At 45.0% G+C, this 21,222-nt stretch carries 15 protein-coding genes and 3 tRNA genes; 10 read left to right on the top strand and 8 right to left on the bottom strand.

Going from position 1 to position 21,222, the window contains the following annotated elements:
- Positions 1–17: 17 nt before the first annotated feature.
- From GWI56_RS03795 to GWI56_RS03810, 4 genes are all read right to left on the bottom strand, one after another.
- On the bottom strand, positions 18–2,204 hold the full coding sequence (locus GWI56_RS03795) for an OmcA/MtrC family decaheme c-type cytochrome (protein WP_198572186.1): 2,187 nt from the start codon (positions 2,202–2,204) through the stop codon (positions 18–20).
- A 248-nt stretch (positions 2,205–2,452) separates the two neighbouring features.
- The gene (locus GWI56_RS03800) at positions 2,453–4,372 is read right to left on the bottom strand and encodes an OmcA/MtrC family decaheme c-type cytochrome (RefSeq protein WP_198572187.1); all 1,920 of its coding nucleotides are present in this window, start codon (positions 4,370–4,372) and stop codon (positions 2,453–2,455) included.
- Positions 4,373–4,407: 35 nt separating this feature from the next.
- Entirely contained in the window at positions 4,408–6,558 is a 2,151-nt protein-coding gene (locus tag GWI56_RS03805; RefSeq protein WP_198572188.1) for an MtrB/PioB family decaheme-associated outer membrane protein, read from the bottom strand.
- Positions 6,559–6,571: 13 nt separating this feature from the next.
- A complete protein-coding gene (locus GWI56_RS03810) occupies positions 6,572–7,531 on the bottom strand; it encodes a DmsE family decaheme c-type cytochrome (protein ID WP_198572189.1) in 960 nt (319 codons plus the stop codon).
- 440 nt (positions 7,532–7,971) lie between these two features.
- On the opposite strand from GWI56_RS03810, the gene GWI56_RS03815 reads away from it, so the two are divergent.
- The 3 genes from GWI56_RS03815 (at position 7,972) to glnS (ending at position 12,385) form a co-directional block, all read left to right on the top strand.
- On the top strand, positions 7,972–8,211 hold the full coding sequence (locus GWI56_RS03815) for a FeoA family protein (RefSeq protein WP_028760477.1): 240 nt from the start codon (positions 7,972–7,974) through the stop codon (positions 8,209–8,211).
- Positions 8,204–10,498, top strand: coding sequence for a Fe(2+) transporter permease subunit FeoB (gene feoB, locus GWI56_RS03820; protein ID WP_198572190.1), 2,295 nt, complete (start codon positions 8,204–8,206; stop codon positions 10,496–10,498). The genes GWI56_RS03815 and feoB overlap by 8 nt, the downstream gene beginning before the upstream one ends.
- Positions 10,499–10,714: 216 nt before the next feature.
- Positions 10,715–12,385 carry a glutamine--tRNA ligase gene (gene glnS / locus GWI56_RS03825; protein ID WP_105252941.1) on the top strand — a complete coding sequence of 557 codons (1,671 nt, stop codon included), beginning with the start codon at positions 10,715–10,717 and terminating at the stop codon, positions 12,383–12,385.
- A gap of 181 nt (positions 12,386–12,566) precedes the next feature.
- Here the strand turns inward: glnS and GWI56_RS03830 are convergent, their stop codons facing one another.
- A complete protein-coding gene (locus tag GWI56_RS03830; protein WP_105252940.1) occupies positions 12,567–13,163 on the bottom strand; it encodes a Yip1 family protein in 597 nt (198 codons plus the stop codon).
- A 283-nt stretch (positions 13,164–13,446) separates the two neighbouring features.
- On the opposite strand from GWI56_RS03830, the gene miaE reads away from it, so the two are divergent.
- Positions 13,447–14,217 carry a tRNA isopentenyl-2-thiomethyl-A-37 hydroxylase MiaE gene (gene miaE, locus GWI56_RS03835; RefSeq protein WP_113938855.1) on the top strand — a complete coding sequence of 257 codons (771 nt, stop codon included), beginning with the start codon at positions 13,447–13,449 and terminating at the stop codon, positions 14,215–14,217.
- A 167-nt stretch (positions 14,218–14,384) separates the two neighbouring features.
- On the opposite strand, the gene GWI56_RS03840 is transcribed toward miaE, so the two are convergent.
- Together GWI56_RS03840 and GWI56_RS03845 are read right to left on the bottom strand one after the other, a co-directional pair.
- A complete protein-coding gene (locus GWI56_RS03840) occupies positions 14,385–15,110 on the bottom strand; it encodes a UDP-2,3-diacylglucosamine diphosphatase (protein ID WP_198572191.1) in 726 nt (241 codons plus the stop codon).
- 8 nt (positions 15,111–15,118) lie between these two features.
- Complete coding sequence (locus GWI56_RS03845) at positions 15,119–15,613, bottom strand: peptidylprolyl isomerase (RefSeq protein WP_198572192.1); 495 nt, start codon at positions 15,611–15,613, stop codon at positions 15,119–15,121.
- 140 nt (positions 15,614–15,753) lie between these two features.
- On the opposite strand from GWI56_RS03845, the gene cysS reads away from it, so the two are divergent.
- Positions 15,754–17,133, top strand: a complete 1,380-nt coding sequence (gene cysS, locus GWI56_RS03850) for a cysteine--tRNA ligase (protein ID WP_198572193.1) — start codon at positions 15,754–15,756, stop codon at positions 17,131–17,133.
- Between the two features lie 127 nt (positions 17,134–17,260).
- On the opposite strand, the gene folD is transcribed toward cysS, so the two are convergent.
- A complete protein-coding gene (folD, locus tag GWI56_RS03855; RefSeq protein WP_198572194.1) occupies positions 17,261–18,115 on the bottom strand; it encodes a bifunctional methylenetetrahydrofolate dehydrogenase/methenyltetrahydrofolate cyclohydrolase FolD in 855 nt (284 codons plus the stop codon).
- Between the two features lie 460 nt (positions 18,116–18,575).
- Between folD and GWI56_RS03860 the strand changes: the two genes are divergently transcribed.
- The 5 genes from GWI56_RS03860 to clpP all read left to right on the top strand — a co-directional run bounded on the left by GWI56_RS03860 (position 18,576) and on the right by clpP (position 21,195).
- Positions 18,576–18,652 (top strand) — tRNA-Pro (locus GWI56_RS03860).
- Positions 18,653–18,769: 117 nt separating this feature from the next.
- A tRNA-Arg gene (locus tag GWI56_RS03865) sits at positions 18,770–18,846 on the top strand.
- A gap of 9 nt (positions 18,847–18,855) precedes the next feature.
- Positions 18,856–18,931 (top strand) — tRNA-His (locus GWI56_RS03870).
- 261 nt (positions 18,932–19,192) lie between these two features.
- Positions 19,193–20,497 (top strand): trigger factor, encoded by a 1,305-nt coding sequence (tig, locus tag GWI56_RS03875; RefSeq protein ID WP_028760469.1) that lies wholly within the window; start codon positions 19,193–19,195, stop codon positions 20,495–20,497.
- Between the two features lie 89 nt (positions 20,498–20,586).
- The gene (clpP, locus tag GWI56_RS03880; protein WP_198572195.1) at positions 20,587–21,195 is read left to right on the top strand and encodes an ATP-dependent Clp endopeptidase proteolytic subunit ClpP; all 609 of its coding nucleotides are present in this window, start codon (positions 20,587–20,589) and stop codon (positions 21,193–21,195) included.
- The last annotated feature ends 27 nt before the right edge of the window (positions 21,196–21,222 follow it).

The raw sequence follows: 21,222 nt of genomic DNA on the forward strand, positions 1-21,222 counted from the left end.
GAGAGCGTTAAATCTGTTTAGTTACCGTGGACTTCACTCAATTGAGCTGGAGTATGACAAGTTGCACAGCTTTCAGATGCACGAGTTTGTACATCTTTTGCGTCTTTACCGTCTAAGATACCACCATTAGTCTCAATGTGCGATTTAGCCGCATCAGAGAGATATTTCTGGTGACAGCTTAAACATGCGCCTGCATCAGAAGATACCCAAATATCGGCACCTTTATTGTTGATGTCACCAAAACGCCATGCACGTTCAGGTGCACGGCCTAAGGTAATACCTGTAATGACGTTTGATTTATCTACGGTATGGCATGTAGCACAATCGGTTTTAAGTACAGTGCCTGATTGTACGCCTGCATATTTTAGATAATGGCCTTCACGTTCGTGAGCTTTCCAAGCAAAGCTAGTTGGGATTTTGCCACCTGGATAGCTTGAATCGGTTTTAAGGGTTTTGTCAGATGTATGACAGGCTTGGCAGTTTACACCATTGTCATAATGATGGATTTGTTGATTGTGACAGCCTTGGCATTTAGCTGTGTCAATAATTCCACGACGCACACCTGGTTTGGTACTTTGATCTGCAGCTGTGCCGTTCCAAACAAAATTGAATGGCGCTTCTTTTATCATAATTTTGCGCACATTTTCTGTCGTACAATCTGTCATTACAACATCAGCAACGCCGTAACCACCATTGTTGAAACAAGCTTCAAGAGTTGACCATAGTTCGAAAGTTTTTCCTACTGCGTCTGCAGGAAATACCATTTTACTAGCAGTTAACGAATAAATTTTGCTAGCAGGATCAAATGTACCTTCCGACAATGCAACTCGACGAGAAGAGGCTGAAGCATATTCGGGGTAGTTCTTATCACTATCCCATGCAATAAGCACTCTACTGGACTGATTTATTAAGGTTTTATCTACAGCACTACCAGAGCCATCTAATATTTGAACTTTGAATGTTAGTTTGCCATTGATATCAGCAGTAATGTCAGTGAATTTCACGCTCATTGCTTCTGCGTCTTTATATGCTTTCAACACATCGCCATGACGTTTAGCCGCACTGCCTGTTCCACCGTAGGGTTGAGTTGCATTATGACAGGCAACACAGTCATTGCTGCTGTGGTGAGCAGATGGTTTTTCAGTGTGACAACCAATACAGGCTTGATTACTTAAATCAGCCTTAAATAGATCGGCATTAGCTGGCGCGCTCGTTCCTTCTACGTGACAGGCTGCACAATCTGCGGCAGGTTTTAATGGGAAACCAACCTTGCCATAGTCAATGACTTTACCGCCATAACCCACAATTTTATATGGTGCAGGAACTTCCGCTCCAGTTTCATCATAGGTATGACGTTCGCCACCTTTATGGATAGCATGAATCATGTAAGTAAATTCAATGCTATTGCCAGATTCAGGGTCACCAGATGTTGCCGTATGGCAAGATGCACAGTTCTCAATATCAACTCTGCGGCCGCCGTGTAACTCTAAACTTTCTGGTTGGTGACAGGTGTAACAGGCTGTTATTGAAACAACGTTCCGTGTTTGGATTCCTTCTGTTTTACCTGTTGAAGGTTGCCAGTCAAAATGTGCGTTTGCTGAAAGTTGTGGTAACTCAAGCTCTAAGGTTGCACGTTGAGTCGCTTCAGCGCTGTAAGTGATGGCTAAGGGCTCAGTGACATTGGCGATATTGGCTTGATAGGTATAACTGTAGTTGCCATCACCATGATCGACTAAACATGTATCACACTTGGCTGCAGCTTCAACGTTGGCTTGATATTGAGCGGATGGATTGAGGTTATCCACGCCAGAAGGCACTGTGCCAGGTTCTTTTTTCGTATTGATATAGGCTTGCCATTGGTAACCGCGGTCAGCGGGTTTTGCTGGATCTTCTTTTGCTACTGTTACGTGGCTAAGTTGCGCAATACCAAAGCGAATGTCGTGATCTTTATTTAAGCCAAGTACAGCCACACCATTCGCATTTTCTAATGTGAAATTAACAGTCACTTTACCTGCATCGACTGTGGCGTTAGTGAAACTTGCTTTCAGTGTAGGAGTTGAATCGATATTAACACCGACAACGCCAGGTTTTCCGTCTTCACCATCTTTACCGTCACTACCACCGCAACCGGCGAGTAGTAGAGAGAGTAAACCGGCACCCAACATCGCTTTTGTTGCGGTATTGAAATTGAACCGTTTCATCATGATATTTCCCTGCAATAGTTGTAATCATCATCAAACGCTTAGCAAATAAGAATAAATCTCATTACCCGCATAAGATGTGTGGAATTAGTTTTCCATCTGTAAGGCTAACTAAGTCACTGGTATTTATCAGTCACTTTAGGCGGGTAATGTGACTGAGATCTGACTATTTCTTTAGGAGTAGATGGCTGCATCGTATGAGTTCCTTTTATATCTGCAGTTGCTGGCCTTTTTAGGCCAGCATCATAGGGTTAGTCTATTGGATGCACTTTCAACACGTCCGCGACTCCGCCCTGCCCATGACAGAAAGCACAGGTTTCAGTTCCTGCGGTTGCATCGGATTTTGTACCTGCAAAAACAGCACCTTGCTGCGCCATGTGGTTATGAGTGCTGGTATCTGAATGGCAGTTGCTACACACAGCGGCAATTGGGCTGGTAAAAGTGCCGTTATTGAGGGCAAGGGGTTGCACCGCTGAATTTAAGGGGAGGGCGACGGTAGAAATTCCCGCAGTATCGTTAACATGGCATTGGGCACAGTTACCGATTTTTCCTGGGTAGTTTAGGCTTTCAAACCCTGTGAATTGACTGGTGTGAATACCGTGGATCAGCTGCTTAAAGTCAAATGACGTGATTGAAGGATTGGCTGCCGTCGCATCGGCCAGCATATTGGCGTTATGGCATAGCTGGCATTGACCATCGAGATCGTTACGTGAGCCGTGAATATTCAGTTTTTGATCACCATGGCAATTACCGCAGCTTGCATTACTCACAACGCTACGGCGACCTTCATTGCTCAATGCTGCCATATCAAAATAACTGTGGCTGGATTTAATCACTAACACTTCCGCCAGTTCAGTCGTGCAATCAACCAGTACTTTATCTTTGGCACAGACTCTGCCTTGAATCGCAAGTCCACCATGATCCGTTTCAGTGCCTGCTGGCACGGTAAGGCCCGCTATCGTATAGGTATAAATGCCATTAGAGCCTGATATGGGTGTGGATTCCGGCAGTTTAATCGAGCGAGCTGAACGGGTCGCATAATCAAAACTGGTTCCCCAGTTGGCATATATCCTTAAATCATTGATAAATTTTAGCTTATTGGCACTTTCGCTATACACAGTTCCTGTGGCTGGATTCATTAGTTTAACCGCAACAGTGACCGTGCCATTGGCATCCATACTGGCGCTGGTGATACTTGGGCTAAATTGCATCAATGCCGCGTTTTTAGCTTCATCACTGTGTACGCTTGCGGTCCAGTCGGCATTATGACACGCCACGCAGTTACTGTTATCTGTTTGCACTGGGTGTCCTTCGCCTGCGGGGAAATTGATCTGTGTATGACAGGCACCACAGGCTTGTATGGTCGGGATTCTGCGCCAGTTTTGCTGTTCGGTTAACTCAGCCTTATCGACGTGACAGGTTTGGCAGTCACTAATGGGTTGCGGGAAGCCGGTTAAATGTTTGCTGTGGATCATTTGTGGGAAAATATCCGCAGGGTTACTGACTTTTTTGCTGTTATGGCAGGTGACGCAGGTTTCGATTTGATTATATCTACTGCCATGGAAAGCTAGATTACTGTGGCAACCATTACAGGTCTCTATTGTGACTAAGTTGCGGGTGTAAGCGACATTACTACCTGAAGATTGCCAGTCATAATGCTGATTGGTTATAGGTAAGGGCGTGTTATCGGCAAGTTTATCGCCGCCAATTTTGACCACCATTCTTTGGGTCGCTTCGGGCATAAACGTCACTCCATTCATGCCATTAAATGCGGCGCTGAAGGTATAACTGTAGTGACCGTTTTTATGATCTGTGAGACTGCCTGGGCAAGTTGCCGCGCAGGTTTCAGCGGTAAAGTGCTGCCATTCACTGCTATTCCCCGCGCCTGTATAACCTTGGGGGAGAAGCTGCGCAGCAATAAATGTCGCCGATGGGATACCAATCACGGCTTCATCATCTTGATTGCTCACTTGAAAATCCACTTGAGCAATGCCATCTGTCATCGCGACTTTATCGACCATGATGTTAAGGTTAGTTATCGTTAATGCAGGCGGTTTCGCAGGCTCACCGGGATTACCATCTTGGCCGTTATCACCGCCACAGGCGCTTAATAGGGAGACTAAGGCCAGCATAAGACTGAATTGAGTGCGAATTTTTGCAAACTTGTTCATATTTCTATCCTTGGAATGCGCTGTCAGTGCCTAAGTTACATTTGGTAGCTTAAGGTCAAGCCTAAGTAGTGAGCGTTGTAGTCGTGGCCCATATCACCAAAACTGAGTACGTTGGGAATCGTGTCCCAGCTTGTGCCTTGGTTTTGCCAGTTAGCATCTTGATATTTTTCAAATAACCAATCGACGCGCAGAGACATACTGTCGGCAAACTTATATTTGGCGTAGGCATTAATATTGTGTTTGCGGGCGTAAAAATCGCCATAGGGACTGGTGATGCCGTAGGTCACTTCTGTATCACTCTGTCCATCGGAATAGCTGTAATCCAAACCAATATCGAGGTGATGATCGAACAGGTTTTGATAACTAAGCCCTGCACCAATCAAGGTCGATTTTTCCTCGGCAGTGCTGTACCAATCTGGTGTCGAGAAGGAATTACTGCCCGCTTGGTCTGAATCGCGCCAATCTTGGTTAACAAAGGCGGTTAAATTGAGGTCACTGTTCAGCGCATATTGGGCTGACAAGTCGTAACCGAGATAGGACACCTTTGTTAGACCTACTAGGGTATGATGATAGTCGTCATTAATGCTGTGTAAGCTGGCACCAAGAGATAGGCCAATATCGCTCTGATAATCCGTGTGTAAGGTGACTTTCTGTCTTTTTCTATCGGCAAGGTAGGATTTACGTAGCCAAGGATTACTTGAACTTTGAGTGGTTGCGACGGGATGATATTCACTGCCATCTCGCTCTAGTGCTTCTCCTTTCAACCAAGCTGACCATGCGGGCGAATAGCGATAACTTAGTTTAGCAAACACGCCGGACTCGTCGACGGATTGGCGGTCGAGTTCGGCATAATCGTTTTCATTATGACTGTAACCCGCTTCGGCATAAGCCGCTGAGGTAAAACGGTATTTGCTTTTAAGTTCGAGTTTTTTGGTGCGCTTATCATAAAGGCTATTTTGGGCTGTGCCTTGATTAATACTGTCGGTGATGATCTGCGGAAAGTCTAATTGAGCCGTTTTATTATCTCTGTCTTGATAGTTGTAACTTGCCTGCATACTTAAATCTTGGTTGATCCGTCCTGAATATTTAAGGTCCATCTCTACAATATCGACTTGGCCATTTAAGGTATCCGCAGGCAGGACGGGCGATGGGCCATTGATGGTGGCAGGAATAAAGGTGTCATCTTGGGTCATGCGGCTAAAGCCTGCGTGCATCAATACATTTTGACCATTTGCCCCCCCAGAGGCTTCTGCGGCAACTCGGTAGGCTTTATTGTCGGGGTCGACCGCATTCTGGCCTAAGTATGCTGCGCCAAAGGTGGGAGTGTAGGCAGATTGCCACAGCATGTCTTGGTGATCATTTTTATATTGGCTGATTTGGCTATTGATGCCAGCTTGCCAGCCTGAACCGTTAAAATAAACTCTCGCATCGACTTCATCAGTACTGTCATCAATCGGTTGGGCTAGCATAACGCTGTTGGTGAGTATATTGGCGCTGGTCTTTTTGGCGCCGCTGCGGTCTTCATGCTGATAGTTTAGCGAGGCTTTGTAGTGACTGTTATTGTCACCTTCAGGTGATATTTTGCCCGCGTAGTAACCACCGATACTAAAGCGATCACGTTGAATACTTAACTCTTGGCTAACAAGGCTGCTTTGTAACATAGGCATAGATTGCGTTGTGCCGCCTGTTATCCAGTTATCGGGCAATAACATTTTATCTTGCACTGAGGTATAGGGGCTTTTGAGTTGATTATGGTTATAGTTTGCTAAGCCTCTATAACCCAAGTTGATTTGATAGTTTCCCGGCCTTCCTGTTGTGAGCTTGGCTGAGCCAGCGTCAAAGCCTAACTTGTCCGCGACCAGCTCGGTTTGATAACCCGTCTGCGTTTTGTACACCATATCCGCACCGACGGCACCAACGAGACCATCATTATCTGTTCCAGTACTGTTACCGAAACGGCTGTCCTCACTATCGTTGTAAGCGAGGCTGGCACTGACATTGCCAATATGCCCTGTCTTAGGTTGGCATTGCTTACAGCTCCATGCCTCTGTCTTTATGCTACTTCGATTCGCTTCTTGCAGCTCATAACCTTCGGCGTGTGCTTGAGTCAAAACACCGCTTATCGCCCAAGCCAGCAAAGTGAGGGAGAAATAAGCGCTAGGGTGAGACATTTTAGCTGTTCGCATGATCATTCCCTTGTTATCTCTGTAGTAATTTGCCAGAAGGATGGTTAGAGCCATGCACTTGTCCATGACAATTCATACAGGAATTACCAGAAGTGAAGGCATTGGTTTGATTGCCAAAATAGGCATTACTGCTATGGCCATCCGAAGCGTGACACTGCTGACACAGTTGTGGCGGTTTGCTGATCAGCATGGCTTCGTTCACGCTGCCGTGGGGATTATGGCAATTAGCGCAGTTGTCGGTGACGGGGGCATGTTCCCACAGTTTAGGGCCGCGTTTTTCGGCATGACAGCTATAGCAATTTTCATTAACACTCATTTGCTTCAAGCTTGAATCGTTTAAACTGCCGTGGGGATTATGGCAGTCACTGCACACCATTTTTTGCCACTGTAATGGATGCGCCGAGCGCTTGTGCATATCGGCTTTTTGTTGGGTATGGCACTGGGTACAAATGGTGACTTCATTGGCTTTATCGCTGATAGGATCTTTTGCGGTATGCACTTGATGGCAGCTGCTACAGGCGACATCGGCGTTATAGTGGTGATTGCCTTTCCATGCGGTACGTGGACTGTCATTGTGGCAACTCATACAGACACTGTTTTGCTTTTGCGCGGGAACAGGGGAGTTTGCGCCAAAGGTGATCATCGGCTCTTTGCCACCTTTATTATGATTCCCTAACGGGCCGTGGCAGGCTTCGCACTGCAAATCGGCCATGGGTGAATCTTTCACATTGGGGTTGCCATGAACCCCCTCAAATATCGCCATCACCACGGCACTTTTTTTGTGGCACATCAGGCAAGTATCAGCGCCTTTAGCGGAATACTTACCTTCGGCGAATTTTTTGTCTAATGTCGCAACAACTTCTTCTGGTTTTTTGTCATCCCAAGGGGTCGCTGAGGCCGAAACGCTCGCGATTGATAACAAAATACATAGCATAGCCTTAGCTATGCTTCTGAACTTTAGCCCTATTTCCATGGTTATGTTTTCCCGAGTGCATTTATATTTGTTATTTTTACGCTTTCGACATTGCTAATTTAGCTTATTGAGCTCGGTTAATATTAGAACAAGTGTGTGACACGTGCTTAACATTGCGGGGTCTTTTCACTGTAAAGAGGGATGATTTTACAGGCGATATAGATTAAGCGTGATTTTGATCACACTTGCTTCGGGTGGGATTTGTTTACAGCGTTTTGACTTCTGTGCATCGCTTCATAGTCACTAATGCAAAGGTGCAGATTTTTATTTTCGGTTGGTCGTTTATTCATTGGAATTTTTATCACATAATACCCAACACAATTGAAAACTATTATCGTTACCAATCAAAAATCTTGATCTAGGTAAAGTTATTAGTGTCATCGCTCGGTTACAATGGGCGCAGTTTTTCGAGCTGAACCTGTTGCAAGGTGGAATACGTAATGAAGTTAAGCGAACTCAGTCCCGGCGATCGCGGTCTTATTTCTGAAGTGGGGCGTTTGGCGCTGCCACAAACCGTGAAGCGCAAGTTGTTGTCCATGGGGATCACGCCAAATACGCGTTTTTTATTGATCCGATACGCACCTATGGGTTCTGGTCTCGAACTGGATATTCGTGGTAGTAAACTTTGTATGCGCAGAGATTTGGCAGACATCATTGAGGTGGAAAAGACGAATGGCTAAGCAGTTTCATTGCGTCACAGTAGGAAACCCTAACGCGGGTAAATCTACACTCTTTAACGCGCTAACAGGCGCAAATCAACAAGTGGGTAACTGGTCTGGTGTTACGGTCGAAAAAAAGACTGGTCATTTCACCTTAAACGGTGCTGACGTCTATCTGACAGACTTACCGGGTATTTACGACCTTCTTCCTGCGGGTAATAGTTGCGATTGTTCACTTGATGAGCAAATTGCGCAGCAATACCTTGCCGAGCAACGTGTCGATGGCATTATCAATTTAGTCGATGCCACTAATATCGAACGTCACTTATATCTCACGGCCCAATTGCGTGAACTCGCTATCCCTATGGTAGTGGTGCTGAATAAAATTGATTCGGCTGTCAAACGTGGGATTAAAGTCGATTTAAAGAAAATGAGCCAAGAGCTGGGTTGCCCTGTGATTGGCGTGTGTTCGCGAGATCCTGCCGATGTCGCTAAAGTGCAGGCACAGGTACTCGATTTACTTCAAGGCCGAGTCTCAGAAGCCCCATTAGTGCTTCATTATGATGAACAAATTGAAGCGGGCGTGCAGTTACTCTGCAGCAAAGATGCCCAATTAAGTCGCGGCCGTGCTTTGGCTATGCTAGGTAATGGTTCAGGTTGTGGTAGCTGTAAAAATGCTGAACTGCAGGATGAAGTGAATTCCTGTACTCAGATTATCGCTCAGCAAGGCCATGATATTGAAGTGATGGTGGCGACCACGCGCTTTAATTTCGTTGAACAAGTTTTTCAAGGTTCAGTGAAAGAGTCAGGGTTCCTCACCCTCAGTGACAAATTAGATAAACTCGTTTTACATCCTGTGCTTGGCATTCCTGTGTTCTTGTTTGTGATGTATTTGATGTTTATGTTCAGCATTAATATTGGCAGTGCTTTTATTGATTTCTTTGATGTTTTTGCTGGCGCACTGTTTGTCGAACACTTCGGTTCATTCTTGACGAGCATGGGCTCTCCGGCTTGGTTGGTCACTATCTTAGCGGGCGGTGTCGGCCAAGGCATTCAAACCGTATCAACCTTTATTCCTGTTATTGCGGCGCTTTTCCTCGGTTTGTCGATCCTCGAAAGTTCTGGCTACATGGCGCGCGCTGCATTTGTGGTTGACGGTTTAATGCGTCGTATTGGCCTGCCTGGTAAAGCATTCGTTCCTATGATTGTCGGTTTTGGTTGTTCAGTGCCTGCAATTATGGCGACGCGAACCTTAGGCAGTGAGCGTGAGCGTATTGTGACAGGGATGATGGCACCATTTATGTCCTGTGGTGCACGTCTTCCTGTTTATGCACTATTTGCGGCGGCTTTCTTCCCTGATTCAGGTCAGAATTTAGTCTTCTTGCTGTATATTATTGGTATCTTTGCCGCTATCGGTACGGGTTTATTACTCAGAAGCACTTTATTACCCGGCAGCAGTAGCGCTGTGGTGATGGAGCTGCCAAGTTATGAACTACCTAAGCTGAAAGCTGTTATGGTTCGTACAGGTAAACGCACTAAGAGTTTTATCTTAGGCGCAGGTAAAACGATTGTTCTAGTCGTGACCTTATTGAACTTCATCAATGCTATTGGTGTTGATGGCACATTTGGCCATGAAGATAGCCAAGCATCTTTGCTGAGTGTCGCGAGTCAAAAAATCACGCCTATCTTCTCGCCTATGGGCATAGAGCAGGATAACTGGCCTGCAACCGTCGGTATTATCACGGGTATTTTCGCCAAAGAAGCGGTTGTTGGTACCTTAAACAGTCTATACAGCAGCGCGGCGCCGACAGATGAAGAACTTGCACCATTGAGTGAAAGCTTTAATGCGGCTCTGGCAACGATTCCAGCTAACTTGTTTGGTTTAGATCTTGAAGATCCGCTTAAACTGTCGGTCGGTGATTTAACCAATAAAGAAACCGTTGCTGAAGAACAAGGTGTTGCGACATCGACTTTCGGTGCTTTACAAGCAGGTTTTAGTGGTAAAGTTGCGGCTTTCTCCTATTTGCTGTTTATCTTACTTTATACTCCTTGTGTTGCGGCAATGGGCGCCTTAGTGCATGAGTTTGGTTCTCGGTGGGCGACGTTCGCGGCAACGTGGACTTTCTCACTGGCTTATGGTTCTGCAACGGTAGTTTATCAAGCCGCTACCTTTACGCAGCACCCAGTTCAATCAAGTCTGTGGATTGGTTTCTTCTTGTTTGCATTAGCCGCTTTTTATCTGTGGTTGAAACGTAAGGGTAAAAGAAGCCAGCAGATTATTCCTGGGATCCGCATTATCACCGAGTAAGATTTACTGAGTCAGCATGACTGAATAATAAATGTCAGCTTAGTTAGGTCAAAGATAAAAGCAGCTTTCATGGCTGCTTTTATTGTTTTACTATCGCGGTTATAACCCTAAACAGTCAAAAACCAGAGTTTTTAACCCTAGGCATTGTAACTAGTGGTGATCTGTAGGATCATGCTGGTTTTCTTAAAATTGCCATTGTTCGCAAAGAGGAATTCCATGAGTCATGTGGACACTGAAGTACGTCCGAGTAACTTTATTCGTAATATCATAGATGAAGATTTACAAAGCGGTAAGCACACGAGTGTACAGACTCGTTTCCCGCCGGAACCGAATGGCTATCTTCATATTGGTCATGCTAAATCTATCTGCTTAAATTTTGGGATAGCGCGAGACTATAACGGTCTGTGTAATTTACGTTTTGACGATACTAATCCTGAAAAAGAAGACATTGATTATGTTAATTCTATTCAGGCGGATGTGCGTTGGCTTGGATTCCAGTGGGATGGCGATGTTCGCTATTCATCAAACTATTTTGATCAGTTACATCAATATGCGGTTGAACTGATTAATAAAGGTTTGGCTTATGTGTGTTTTTTGAATGCAGATGAAACCCGTGAATACCGTGGTACGTTAAAAGAGCCAGGTAAAAACAGTCCTTTCCGCGACACATCAGTCGAAGAAAACCTCGCCTTATTCGCTAAGATGCGCGACGGTGGTTTTAAAGAAGGCGAGTGCGCATTGCGTGCCAAAATTGATATGGCATCGCCATTCATGTGTATGCGCGATCCTATCATCTACCGTATTCGTTTTGCCCATCATCATCAAACAGGTGACAAGTGGTGCATTTACCCAATGTACGACTTCACGCACTGTATTTCTGATGCGTTAGAACATATTACCCACTCTTTATGTACATTAGAGTTCCAAGACAACCGTCGTTTATACGATTGGGTGTTGGATAATTTGAACGATTTTCAAGCGCCGAATCGTACTCGTCAATACGAGTTTTCTCGCTTAAATCTCGAATATACCTTGATGTCTAAACGTAAGCTGAACGACCTTGTGACCCGTAAACTCGTGTCAGGTTGGGATGACCCTCGTATGCCAACGATTGCAGGCTTACGTCGCCGTGGTTATACACCAGCGTCAATTCGCGAGTTCTGTCAACGTATCGGCGTGACTAAGCAAGAGAATATGATTGAAGTCGGCATGTTAGATGCGTGTATTCGTGAAGAATTGAACGAACATGCACCGCGTGCGATGGCCGTATTGCGTCCATTGAAAGTTATCATTGAAAACTATGCTGAAGGTGAACTTGAGTACATTCAAGCGGCCGCTCATCCAAATGATGAGAGCATGGGGACGCGTGAATTAGCCTTTGGCCGAGAAATATTGATTGATGTGGCTGACTTTAAAGAAGAAGCCAACAAACAATACAAACGCTTAGTTACAGGTAAAGAAGTGCGTTTACGTAATGCTTATGTGATTAAAGCTGAACGTTGTGACAAAGACAGCGAAGGTAATATCATGACGGTTTACTGTACTTATGATCCTGAAACTTTAGGTAAAAACCCTGCTGATGGCCGTAAAGTTAAAGGCGTGATCCATTGGGTTGAGGCATCTACTGCTAAACCTGCTGAATTCCGTCTCTATCAGCGTTTATTTACCGATCCTAATCCTGCTGCGGCAGAGACTGTGGATGAGGTGTTGAACCCTGAATCATTGATCGTTGTACAAGGTTTTGCAGAAGCAAGCTTAGTGAATGCACCTGCGGAACAAGCCTATCAGTTTGAGCGTGAAGGCTATTTCTGCGCTGACAGTAAAGATTCATCGCCGGATAATTTAGTGTTTAACTTAACCGTAGCGCTGCGTGATTCTTTCGAGTGATTTTGCTTAAGTGGAGCAGTTTGACTGAATGAGTCAAACTGATCTGCTAACTCGCTCAAATCGTTAATTCAACTCAAAAAAGAAGGCCTTTGCGGCCTTCTTTTTTATTTTCTGCTACAAATCACAATTGTGACGCAGAGCTTGAGTTGCTGTTGATTAAATTTGTGATGAATTAAAATGGTTATTGGTACATAGGACCAAAGCCTAAGCTCCATAAAATGACACTAGTTGCCATTAGCCCCACCAAGAGTACTAAGCCTGCTGTCACCATAGAGCTGGCGTAGATAAAACCTTTCTCTTCAGGGATATTCATAATGATAGGCACCCCCGCGTACAGTAAATACACTGAGTAGGCTAAACCAATCAACCCTACTATCATGATAAACCATAGCACTGGATATAATGCGGCTAAACCGACCATAAACAACGGGGTTGCAGTGTAGGATGCGAGCTCTAATGCTTGGGTGTAAGTTGGGTTAGCATCGAAGGTTTTTGCCATCCAATAGGCTAAATAGGCAAGGGCAAATACGCCTGCAATTAGGCCTAAATACATGCCTGCGGACATAAACAGGGCACTTTGTGGTGTAAGGTAAATAGGATCGCCAGCGCCAGGATTCCAGCCAATGTAAGCCGTAGCTATATAGCTGCACACCGCCGGGATTAAGGCGATAAGTACTACATGACTTAAGCTACTTTTCAGTGCCTCATGGTTTTTTTCAATTGTTTGCCACTCTTGTTTTGGATGAGTGTATAGCCCCATTAAGTGATTCAGTATCATTATAATTATCCTTGTTCAGCATTGATGAATGGCTCGCCAAACGTCAGACGAGCTGATAACAGCTCTACAATCGAGGTTAAAATAGTGTCCTGTCTCTTTATCCATCGATTGGTTACACATAGAGAAGTGAGAGGCTGTGTGATCAGGATCTCAGTTCTTTAGAGTGTAGATTATTTATTGAACAAAAAGTTCAGCGCGTCAAGTTTACTTAAGCCTAATGCTATAGCTTATGAGTAAATATGCGTAAAATAGCGCGATATTCAGAATGATATTGAGTGAGTCCATGCTGCAACTTCTTGCCCCCATCCACGCATTTCTTCACTGTGAAACACCGCAAACTTGGATTGATGTTGCGATAAAATCAGATTCCTTGGATGAGTTGCTGATCGACCATTGTAACTGTGAGTTAAAAGCCGCTCAGACAGCGATTTTTTTGCTACGAAAATATGCGTTAGATAAAGACAGTGGTCGAACCCTGTTGGCGTGGGCTAAACCCTATGAAGAGTTTATTTATTCGCAAGAACATGATGTGGAAAGTTTTTTAGCCCGTGATGTGAAAAAGAATGAGTTGGTAACTGACCTTATACCTAAGCCCAACTTTAAGTTTGCTGCGAATTTAGTTTCACCTTTAATCCGCTTGATTAAAGAAGAGTTTCATCATTTTGAACAAGTATTGGATTTAATGCACAAGCGCAGTATTGATTACCGCAATATTCGCGCGGGTCGTTATGCCAAGGGGATGATGAGTCATGTGACAACCCATGAGAAAGATATTTTGCGGGATAAGTTGATTGTAGGGGCATATATTGAGGCTCGCTCGTGCGAGCGCTTCGCTAAACTCGCGCCTTATTTAGACGGTGAGTTGAGTAAGTTTTATGTGTCACTGCTGCGTTCTGAAGCTCGACATTATCAAGATTATCTTGCGTTAGCTCAGTTGGTTTCACCTGAGGATATTAGCGAGCGAGTGAAGTACTTTGGCGAGTTAGAAGCTGAGTTGATTTTGGCGCAGGATGATGAGTTTCGTTTCCACAGTGGGTCGCCTCTATTAAATTAATTTGAACGGCTTTGCTTCCCCAAACGAGTAGAGTTAAGTCCATATAGCAGAAACGATTAACGGTTCGAAAAAACCGTTAATCACAGTATTTTCAAGCTATTAAAGCTAAAAATTTAAGGCATTTAAGCTTAAGTAACGCTAAATGAGGCCTACTTAAGCCAATGCCTTTAGGTCATCGTCGGGTCGAAGGGTAAGGACTGTAAATTAATCCCCTCAGCGCTCACACTGAGCACACTGCCCTGTTCATACCAATCGCCAACCACTATACGCTTACAGCCATTAGCAAGTTGATGAATGGCCGGTCTGTGGGTATGTCCGTGGATCATATGCTTAGTGTGTGTCTTGGCAAATAACACATCGACCGCATTGGGCTCTACATCCATGATAGTGTAGCTTTTTTGCTTATTGCTGTTCTTGCTCTTGCTGCGAATTTTATCAGCAATGCCCTGACGGGTTTTCTTGGATAAACAACCATACAGCCAACGAGACAGCGATAAACTGCGCAGTTTTCGAAAGCGTTGGTAGGCCTTATCTAAAGTACATAAGCTGTCGCCGTGCAAAATTACAGTGTCGACACCGTATAAATTGAGGCGAGTGACTTCGGGTAAAATTTGCATGCCTGCGGCGCGCGCAAATTGTTTGCCTAGCATGAAGTCACGGTTGCCATGGATAAAATACACGGGTAACTTTTGTGATACTTGCTTGAGTTTTTCGGCGATGTCTAGGGCAAAAGGCAAGGCAATATCATCACCAACCCAGACTTCAAACAAATCGCCTAGGATATAAAGGGCGTCAGCATCATCGAGTTCAGTGTCGAGAAAGCGAGTGAACGCTTGGGTGATATCAAGGCGATCTGCACTCAGGTGCAGATCGCCTATAAATAGAGTTCGCATTCGCCGTATTATGCCGCGACGCTGACTTTTTCAATCACAATGGCTTCTAATGGCACATCTTGATGCATACCACGGTTGCCAGTGCTAACGGCCTTGATTTTTTCGATAATGTCCATGCCTTCAACGATTTCGCCGAATACGCAGTAGCCCCAGCCCTGTGAGGTTTCTGATTTAAAATCGAGGAAAGTGTTGTCGTTCACGTTAATGAAGAACTGCGCAGTAGCTGAATGTGGATCTGAAGTACGCGCCATAGCGACAGTACCAGTACGGTTTGATAAACCGTTATTGGCTTCGTTCTTCACTGGCTCGTTACAACGCTTTTGGCTCATGTCTTCGTTGAAGCCACCACCTTGGATCATGAAACCGTCTATCACACGGTGGAAGATAGTGCCGTCGAAGAAACCTTCGTCAACATATTTCATGAAGTTTGCTACTGTTAACGGCGCTTTCTCAGCGTTCAGTTGCAGTTTAATGTCGCCCAAATTAGTGTGTAATGTGATCATGTTTTCATACTCAGTGTAAATAGTGGCGCGATTCTAACTTATCTCGGATTGCGCGCAAAGTGCAGTATTCAAAACCTGTCAGGCCGTGATAGACTGACTCCTTGATTTTACACCTGAATGTATCATTGAAGAGAATATCGATGTTGAAGATTTACAACAGTATTACCCGCCAAAAACAGGAATTTAAGCCAATTAATCCCGGGAAAATTGGGATGTACGTGTGTGGTGTGACCATATACGATCTCTGTCATATTGGTCATGGCCGTACTTTTGTTTCCTTCGACATGATAGTGCGCTACCTGCGTTACGCGGGTTATGAAGTGAATTTTCAGCGCAATATTACTGATGTTGATGACAAAATCATCAAGCGCGCTAACGAGAATAACGAAAGCTGTGAAGCCTTAACCGAGCGTCTTATTGGTGAAATGCACCAAGACTTCGATGCCTTAAATATGTTGCGCCCCGATTTTGAACCGCGCGCTACCCTGCATATTGCCGAAATCATCGACATGGTTGAGTTATTACTCGCCCGTGGCCATGCCTATGTTGCTAGCGATGGTGATGTGCTTTTCAGCGTGGCTTCCTATCCTGATTACGGCCGTTTATCGGGTCAGAATTTAGATCAACTGCAAGCCGGTGCTCGGGTTGAAGTGGACGAAACCAAACAAAATCCAATGGATTTTGTGTTGTGGAAAATGTCTAAACCTGGCGAACCGACATGGGAATCGCCATGGGGACCGGGTCGTCCTGGCTGGCATATCGAATGTTCGGCCATGAACAGTAAGCATTTAGGTCTACATTTTGATATTCATGGCGGCGGCTCTGACTTACAGTTCCCGCACCATGAGAACGAAATCGCCCAGTCTTGCTGTGCCCATGACACCCCATACGTTAACTATTGGATGCACACTGGCATGGTGATGGTTGACCGTGAAAAAATGTCTAAGTCGTTAGGCAATTTCTTTACCATTCGCGATGTACTTGGTCACTATGATGCTGAAACTGTGCGTTATTTCCTGTTATCTGGCCATTATCGTAGCCAACTAAACTATTCAGAAGATAACTTGAAACAAGCTCGTTCAGCTTTAGAGCGTTTGTATACGGCTATTAAAGATGTCGACTTGACTGTCGCTGCGGCGCCAGCAGAAGAGTTTGTCGCGAAATTTAAAGCGGCGATGGATGATGACTTTAATACACCTGAAGCCTACTCAGTCCTGTTTGACATGGTGCGTGAGATCAATCGTTTAAAACTGACCGATATGGCACAGGCATCGGCATTAGCAGTCACCTTGAAGCAATTAGCGGATGTTTTAGGCTTATTAAGCCAAGAGCCTGAAGCTTTCTTCCAAGGCGGCGGTAGTGATGATGAAGTGGCTGAAATCGAAGCTTTAATCGTTGAACGTAACCGTGCTCGTACTGAAAAGGACTGGGCTGCTGCGGATGTGGCGCGTAACCGTTTGAATGAGTTAGGCGTTGAGCTCGAAGATGGCCCGAGTGGCACCACTTGGCGCAAGAAATAAGCTTATTCGCTATATTTTTAATTCAAGAAAATCTTCAGCAAATAAAAAACCTGCATCATGCAGGTTTTTTTATGCTTGCTAGAACCTAGAACCTAGAACCTAGAACCTAGAACCTAGAACCTAGAACCTAGTCATGATACTGCTCGGCGGCATATAAGGTGTTTTCTAATAGGCTTGCAATCGTCATCGGGCCGACACCGCCGGGGACTGGAGTGATAAAGCTGGCATTTTGCGCAGCAATGTCATATTGCACATCGCCGACTAAGGTGCCGTTATCTAAACGGTTAATACCCACATCTATTACAATCGCGCCAGGCTTGATCCACTCGCCAGGAATAAAGCCGGGTTTACCCACTGCAACGACCACGAGATCTGCCTGACGGATTTTTTGTTCGAGATTCTTAGTGAAGCGGTGGCAAGTAGTGGTGGTGCAGCCAGCAAGCAGCAACTCTAAGGTCATTGGGCGGCCGACAATATTCGATGCGCCAACCACAACAGCATCTAAACCATAGGTATCAACGCCGGTGGATTTGATGAGTGTCATTATGCCCATTGGGGTACAAGAGCGCAGCACCGGAATACGCTGGGCTAAACGGCCGACGTTGTACGGGTGAAATCCATCGACGTCTTTATCTGGGCGGATACGCTCGATGACTTTTGAGTCTTCGATATGTGCGGGTAATGGCAGTTGCACTAAGATGCCATCAATTGTCGGATCATCATTAAGACTATCAATCAGGTTGAGTAATTCATCTTCAGTGCAGTTTGTTTCTAAATCGTATGAACGAGAAAGAAATCCAACTTCTTCACAAGCCTTACGTTTACTGCCAACATAAACTTGTGATGCCGGATCGGCTCCCACTAATATTACGGCTAAACCCGGTACGCGTTGTCCAGCCTCTTTGCGGGCGGTGACTTTTTCGCTGAGCTTAGTGCGGATGGATTGAGCAATCGCCTTGCCGTCGATTATTTGGGCTGTCATGGGTGTAGGATATCCTTTATATGGGCGATGGTGAAAACAGTAGTTAACACAGAGATTGGCAATCGTGGCTATTTTAACAGGGCACAGCTACTGTGTCATGGTTAAAGCCGTTGCCAAGTGGATAAAAAAAACCAGATTAGCCTGATAATTCAGCACCTAGAGTCGAACGATAAAAAAATCGTTGACGGGTGTAAAGTGAGGGGATAAGATGCGCTCCGTTCTCAGGCAGATGTGTTCATCTTGCGCTGAAACTGTCATGTAAGACCTTAGGTAATTAGCGCAGTCCGGTAGTGCATCCAGATTTTGGATGAGAGTGGACCAGAGGAAACCCTCTGAGTTGATATCAAGTAAAATGTAAGACCTTCGGTGATTAGCACAGTCCGATAGCGCATCCAGATTTTGGATGAGAGCGGACCAGAGGGAACCCTCTGAGTTGATACCAAGTAAAATGTAAGACCTTCGGTGATTAGCGCAGTCCGGTAGCGCATCTGGTTTGGGACCAGAGGGTCAGAGGTTCGAATCCTCTATCACCGACCACTTTGTTATCGTTTGCTTCAATGAATTCAAAGATAATTTGGACTCAAATAGGCGAGTGATAGGGTTAGCATAAATGCTTTCCAAATCGGTTAGGATACAGAAAATTCTGTAAACCATGCGCCCGTAGCTCAGTTGGATAGAGCACCCGCCTTCTAAGCGGGTGGTCGCAGGTTCGAATCCTGCCGGGCGTACCAGTTTCAGTGGTGATTGTAGCTCAGTTGGTAGAGTCCCGGATTGTGATTCCGGTTGTCGTGGGTTCGAGCCCCATCAGTCACCCCATTTTTAGTACTTTGAGTACAAATTAAAAAAAGCGACCTTGTGTCGCTTTTTTTATACCCCAGATTCGGCTGTTGAGGCTCGACTCTGCAGAAAACGGTGGCTATAATGTCGCGTCTTGATAGATATCAACTATGAGCGACCTGTGCCTAAAGCCAGTTGTGGTGGGCATTGTAGTCAAATTTAATGATCAAGAAACGAATACCTGAATAGTTGATGAATCGGCTATTACAAAGGACGTTAGACAAATTTCGAGGTAAAACAATGCAAGTTTCTGTTGAAGCAACCCAAGGCCTAGAGCGTCGCCTGACCATTTCTGTTCCTGCTGAACAAATTGAAAAGCTGGTTAAAGACAGTTTACAACGTGAAGCTAAGCGTGCTCGTATCCCAGGTTTCCGTCCTGGTAAAGTGCCTGTTACTGTTATAAACAAACGTTACGGCGCAGCGATTCGTCAAGACATCATGGGTGAAGTGATGCAACGTAACTTCATCGAAGCAATTATTGCTGAGAAGTTAAACCCAGCGGGTGCACCGACTTTTGTTCCTGGTTCTACTGATGGCGAAAAATTCGAATTTATCGCTACCTTTGAAATCTATCCAGAAGTTGAGCTGAAAGGCTTAGATGCAATCGAAGTAGAACAACCAAAAGCTGAAGTGACTGACGCTGACGTTGACACTATGATTGAAACCTTACGTAAACAACACGCGACTTTCGCTGCTGTTGAGCGTGAAGCTGCTGATGGCGACAAAGTGAAAATGAACTTTGTTGGCTCAGTTGACGGTGAAGAATTTGAAGGCGGCAAAGCTGATGATTTTGAACTGCAATTAGGTAGCGGCCGTATGATCCCAGGTTTTGAAGCGGGTATCTTAGGTCACAAAGCGGGCGAAGAATTTGTTATCGACGTGAACTTCCCTGAAGAATATCACGCTGAAAACCTGAAAGGTAAAGCGGCTAAGTTCGCGATTACACTGACTGAAGTGCAAGCGGCTAACCTGCCAGAAGTAAACGATGAGTTTGCTGCTCTGTTTGGTATCAGCGAAGGTGGCTTAGAAGCCCTTAAAACTGAAATCCGTAAAAATATGAACCGTGAACTTGAGCAAGCGTTAAAAGCTAACGTGAAAGAGCAAGTGATCAATGGTCTGTTAGCTAACAACGATATCACTTTGCCAAAAGCATTGATCGATGGCGAAGTTAACGTTCTGCGTCAACAAGCCATGCAACGTTTTGGCGGCCAATCGGCTAACATGCCAGAACTGCCAGCTGAATTGTTCACTGAACAAGCTGCACGTCGTGTTAAAATCGGTCTGCTATTAGGCGAAGTCATCAAGACTAACGAACTGAAAGCGGAAGATGAACGCGTACAAGGCTTGATCGCTTCTATGGCTTCTGCCTACGAAGATCCAAGTGAAGTTGTTGCTTATTACAACAGCAACAAAGAGCTGATGCAAAACATGCGCAACGTTGCTTTAGAAGAGCAAGCGGTTGAAGCACTGTTGAAATCTGCCAAAGTGACCGAAAAACAAGTCGCTTTTGAAGAATTTATGAACAAGGCTACCGGTCGCGCATAAGCTAAGCTTGACTTGATTAGCTGTTCGCCATTTATAATGGCTCGTATGAGGCTCCTCATGCGAGCCATTTTTATTTAGGGAAGTGAATAATGCATATTGCGTCAGACATACAAAGTGCTTTAGTGCCTATGGTGATCGAACAGACTGCTAAGGGTGAACGCTCATACGATATTTATTCTCGTTTGTTGAAAGAGCGGATTATCTTTTTGGTAGGTCAAGTTGAAGAACACATGGCAAACCTTATCGTGGCGCAATTATTATTCTTAGAATCAGAAAGCCCAGATAAAGATATCTTTTTATACATTAACTCCCCTGGTGGTTCTGTCACCGCAGGCATGGCGATTTATGATACCATGCAGTTTATTAAACCGAATGTTAGCACTGTCTGTATCGGCCAAGCCGCCAGTATGGGCGCTTTCTTGTTAGCTGGTGGTGAGAAGGGTAAGCGTCACTGTCTACCAAACTCTCGCGTGATGATCCATCAACCGCTGGGTGGTTTCCAAGGTCAAGCATCAGATATTGCTATTCATGCCAAAGAAATCTTAGGCATTAAAAATAAGCTTAACCTAATGCTCGCTGAACACACAGGTCAACCGCTCGAAGTGATTGAACGCGATACCGATCGTGACAACTTTATGAGTGCAACTCAAGCCGTCGAATATGGCTTAGTTGACTCTGTGATGACGAAACGCGGCTGATTTTTGCTTTTGACTGAGCTATGCTTT

The sequence above is a fragment of the Shewanella sp. DW31 genome (assembly GCF_015767295.1).
Taxonomy (GTDB): domain Bacteria; phylum Pseudomonadota; class Gammaproteobacteria; order Enterobacterales; family Shewanellaceae; genus Shewanella; species Shewanella oncorhynchi.

What these genes read in the sequence shown, in the direction of transcription:
- GWI56_RS03795 (WP_198572186.1), bottom strand. Translation starts at nt 2,204, where the DNA reads ATGATGAAACGGTTCAATTTCAATACCGCAACAAAAGCGATGTTGGGT.
- GWI56_RS03800 (WP_198572187.1), bottom strand. Translation starts at nt 4,372, where the DNA reads ATGAACAAGTTTGCAAAAATTCGCACTCAATTCAGTCTTATGCTGGCC.
- GWI56_RS03805 (WP_198572188.1), bottom strand. Translation starts at nt 6,558, where the DNA reads ATGCGAACAGCTAAAATGTCTCACCCTAGCGCTTATTTCTCCCTCACT.
- GWI56_RS03810 (WP_198572189.1), bottom strand. Translation starts at nt 7,531, where the DNA reads ATGGAAATAGGGCTAAAGTTCAGAAGCATAGCTAAGGCTATGCTATGT.
- GWI56_RS03815 (WP_028760477.1), top strand. Translation starts at nt 7,972, where the DNA reads ATGAAGTTAAGCGAACTCAGTCCCGGCGATCGCGGTCTTATTTCTGAA.
- feoB (WP_198572190.1), top strand. Translation starts at nt 8,204, where the DNA reads ATGGCTAAGCAGTTTCATTGCGTCACAGTAGGAAACCCTAACGCGGGT.
- glnS (WP_105252941.1), top strand. Translation starts at nt 10,715, where the DNA reads ATGAGTCATGTGGACACTGAAGTACGTCCGAGTAACTTTATTCGTAAT.
- GWI56_RS03830 (WP_105252940.1), bottom strand. Translation starts at nt 13,163, where the DNA reads ATGATACTGAATCACTTAATGGGGCTATACACTCATCCAAAACAAGAG.
- miaE (WP_113938855.1), top strand. Translation starts at nt 13,447, where the DNA reads ATGCTGCAACTTCTTGCCCCCATCCACGCATTTCTTCACTGTGAAACA.
- GWI56_RS03840 (WP_198572191.1), bottom strand. Translation starts at nt 15,110, where the DNA reads ATGCGAACTCTATTTATAGGCGATCTGCACCTGAGTGCAGATCGCCTT.
- GWI56_RS03845 (WP_198572192.1), bottom strand. Translation starts at nt 15,613, where the DNA reads ATGATCACATTACACACTAATTTGGGCGACATTAAACTGCAACTGAAC.
- cysS (WP_198572193.1), top strand. Translation starts at nt 15,754, where the DNA reads ATGTTGAAGATTTACAACAGTATTACCCGCCAAAAACAGGAATTTAAG.
- folD (WP_198572194.1), bottom strand. Translation starts at nt 18,115, where the DNA reads ATGACAGCCCAAATAATCGACGGCAAGGCGATTGCTCAATCCATCCGC.
- tig (WP_028760469.1), top strand. Translation starts at nt 19,193, where the DNA reads ATGCAAGTTTCTGTTGAAGCAACCCAAGGCCTAGAGCGTCGCCTGACC.
- clpP (WP_198572195.1), top strand. Translation starts at nt 20,587, where the DNA reads ATGCATATTGCGTCAGACATACAAAGTGCTTTAGTGCCTATGGTGATC.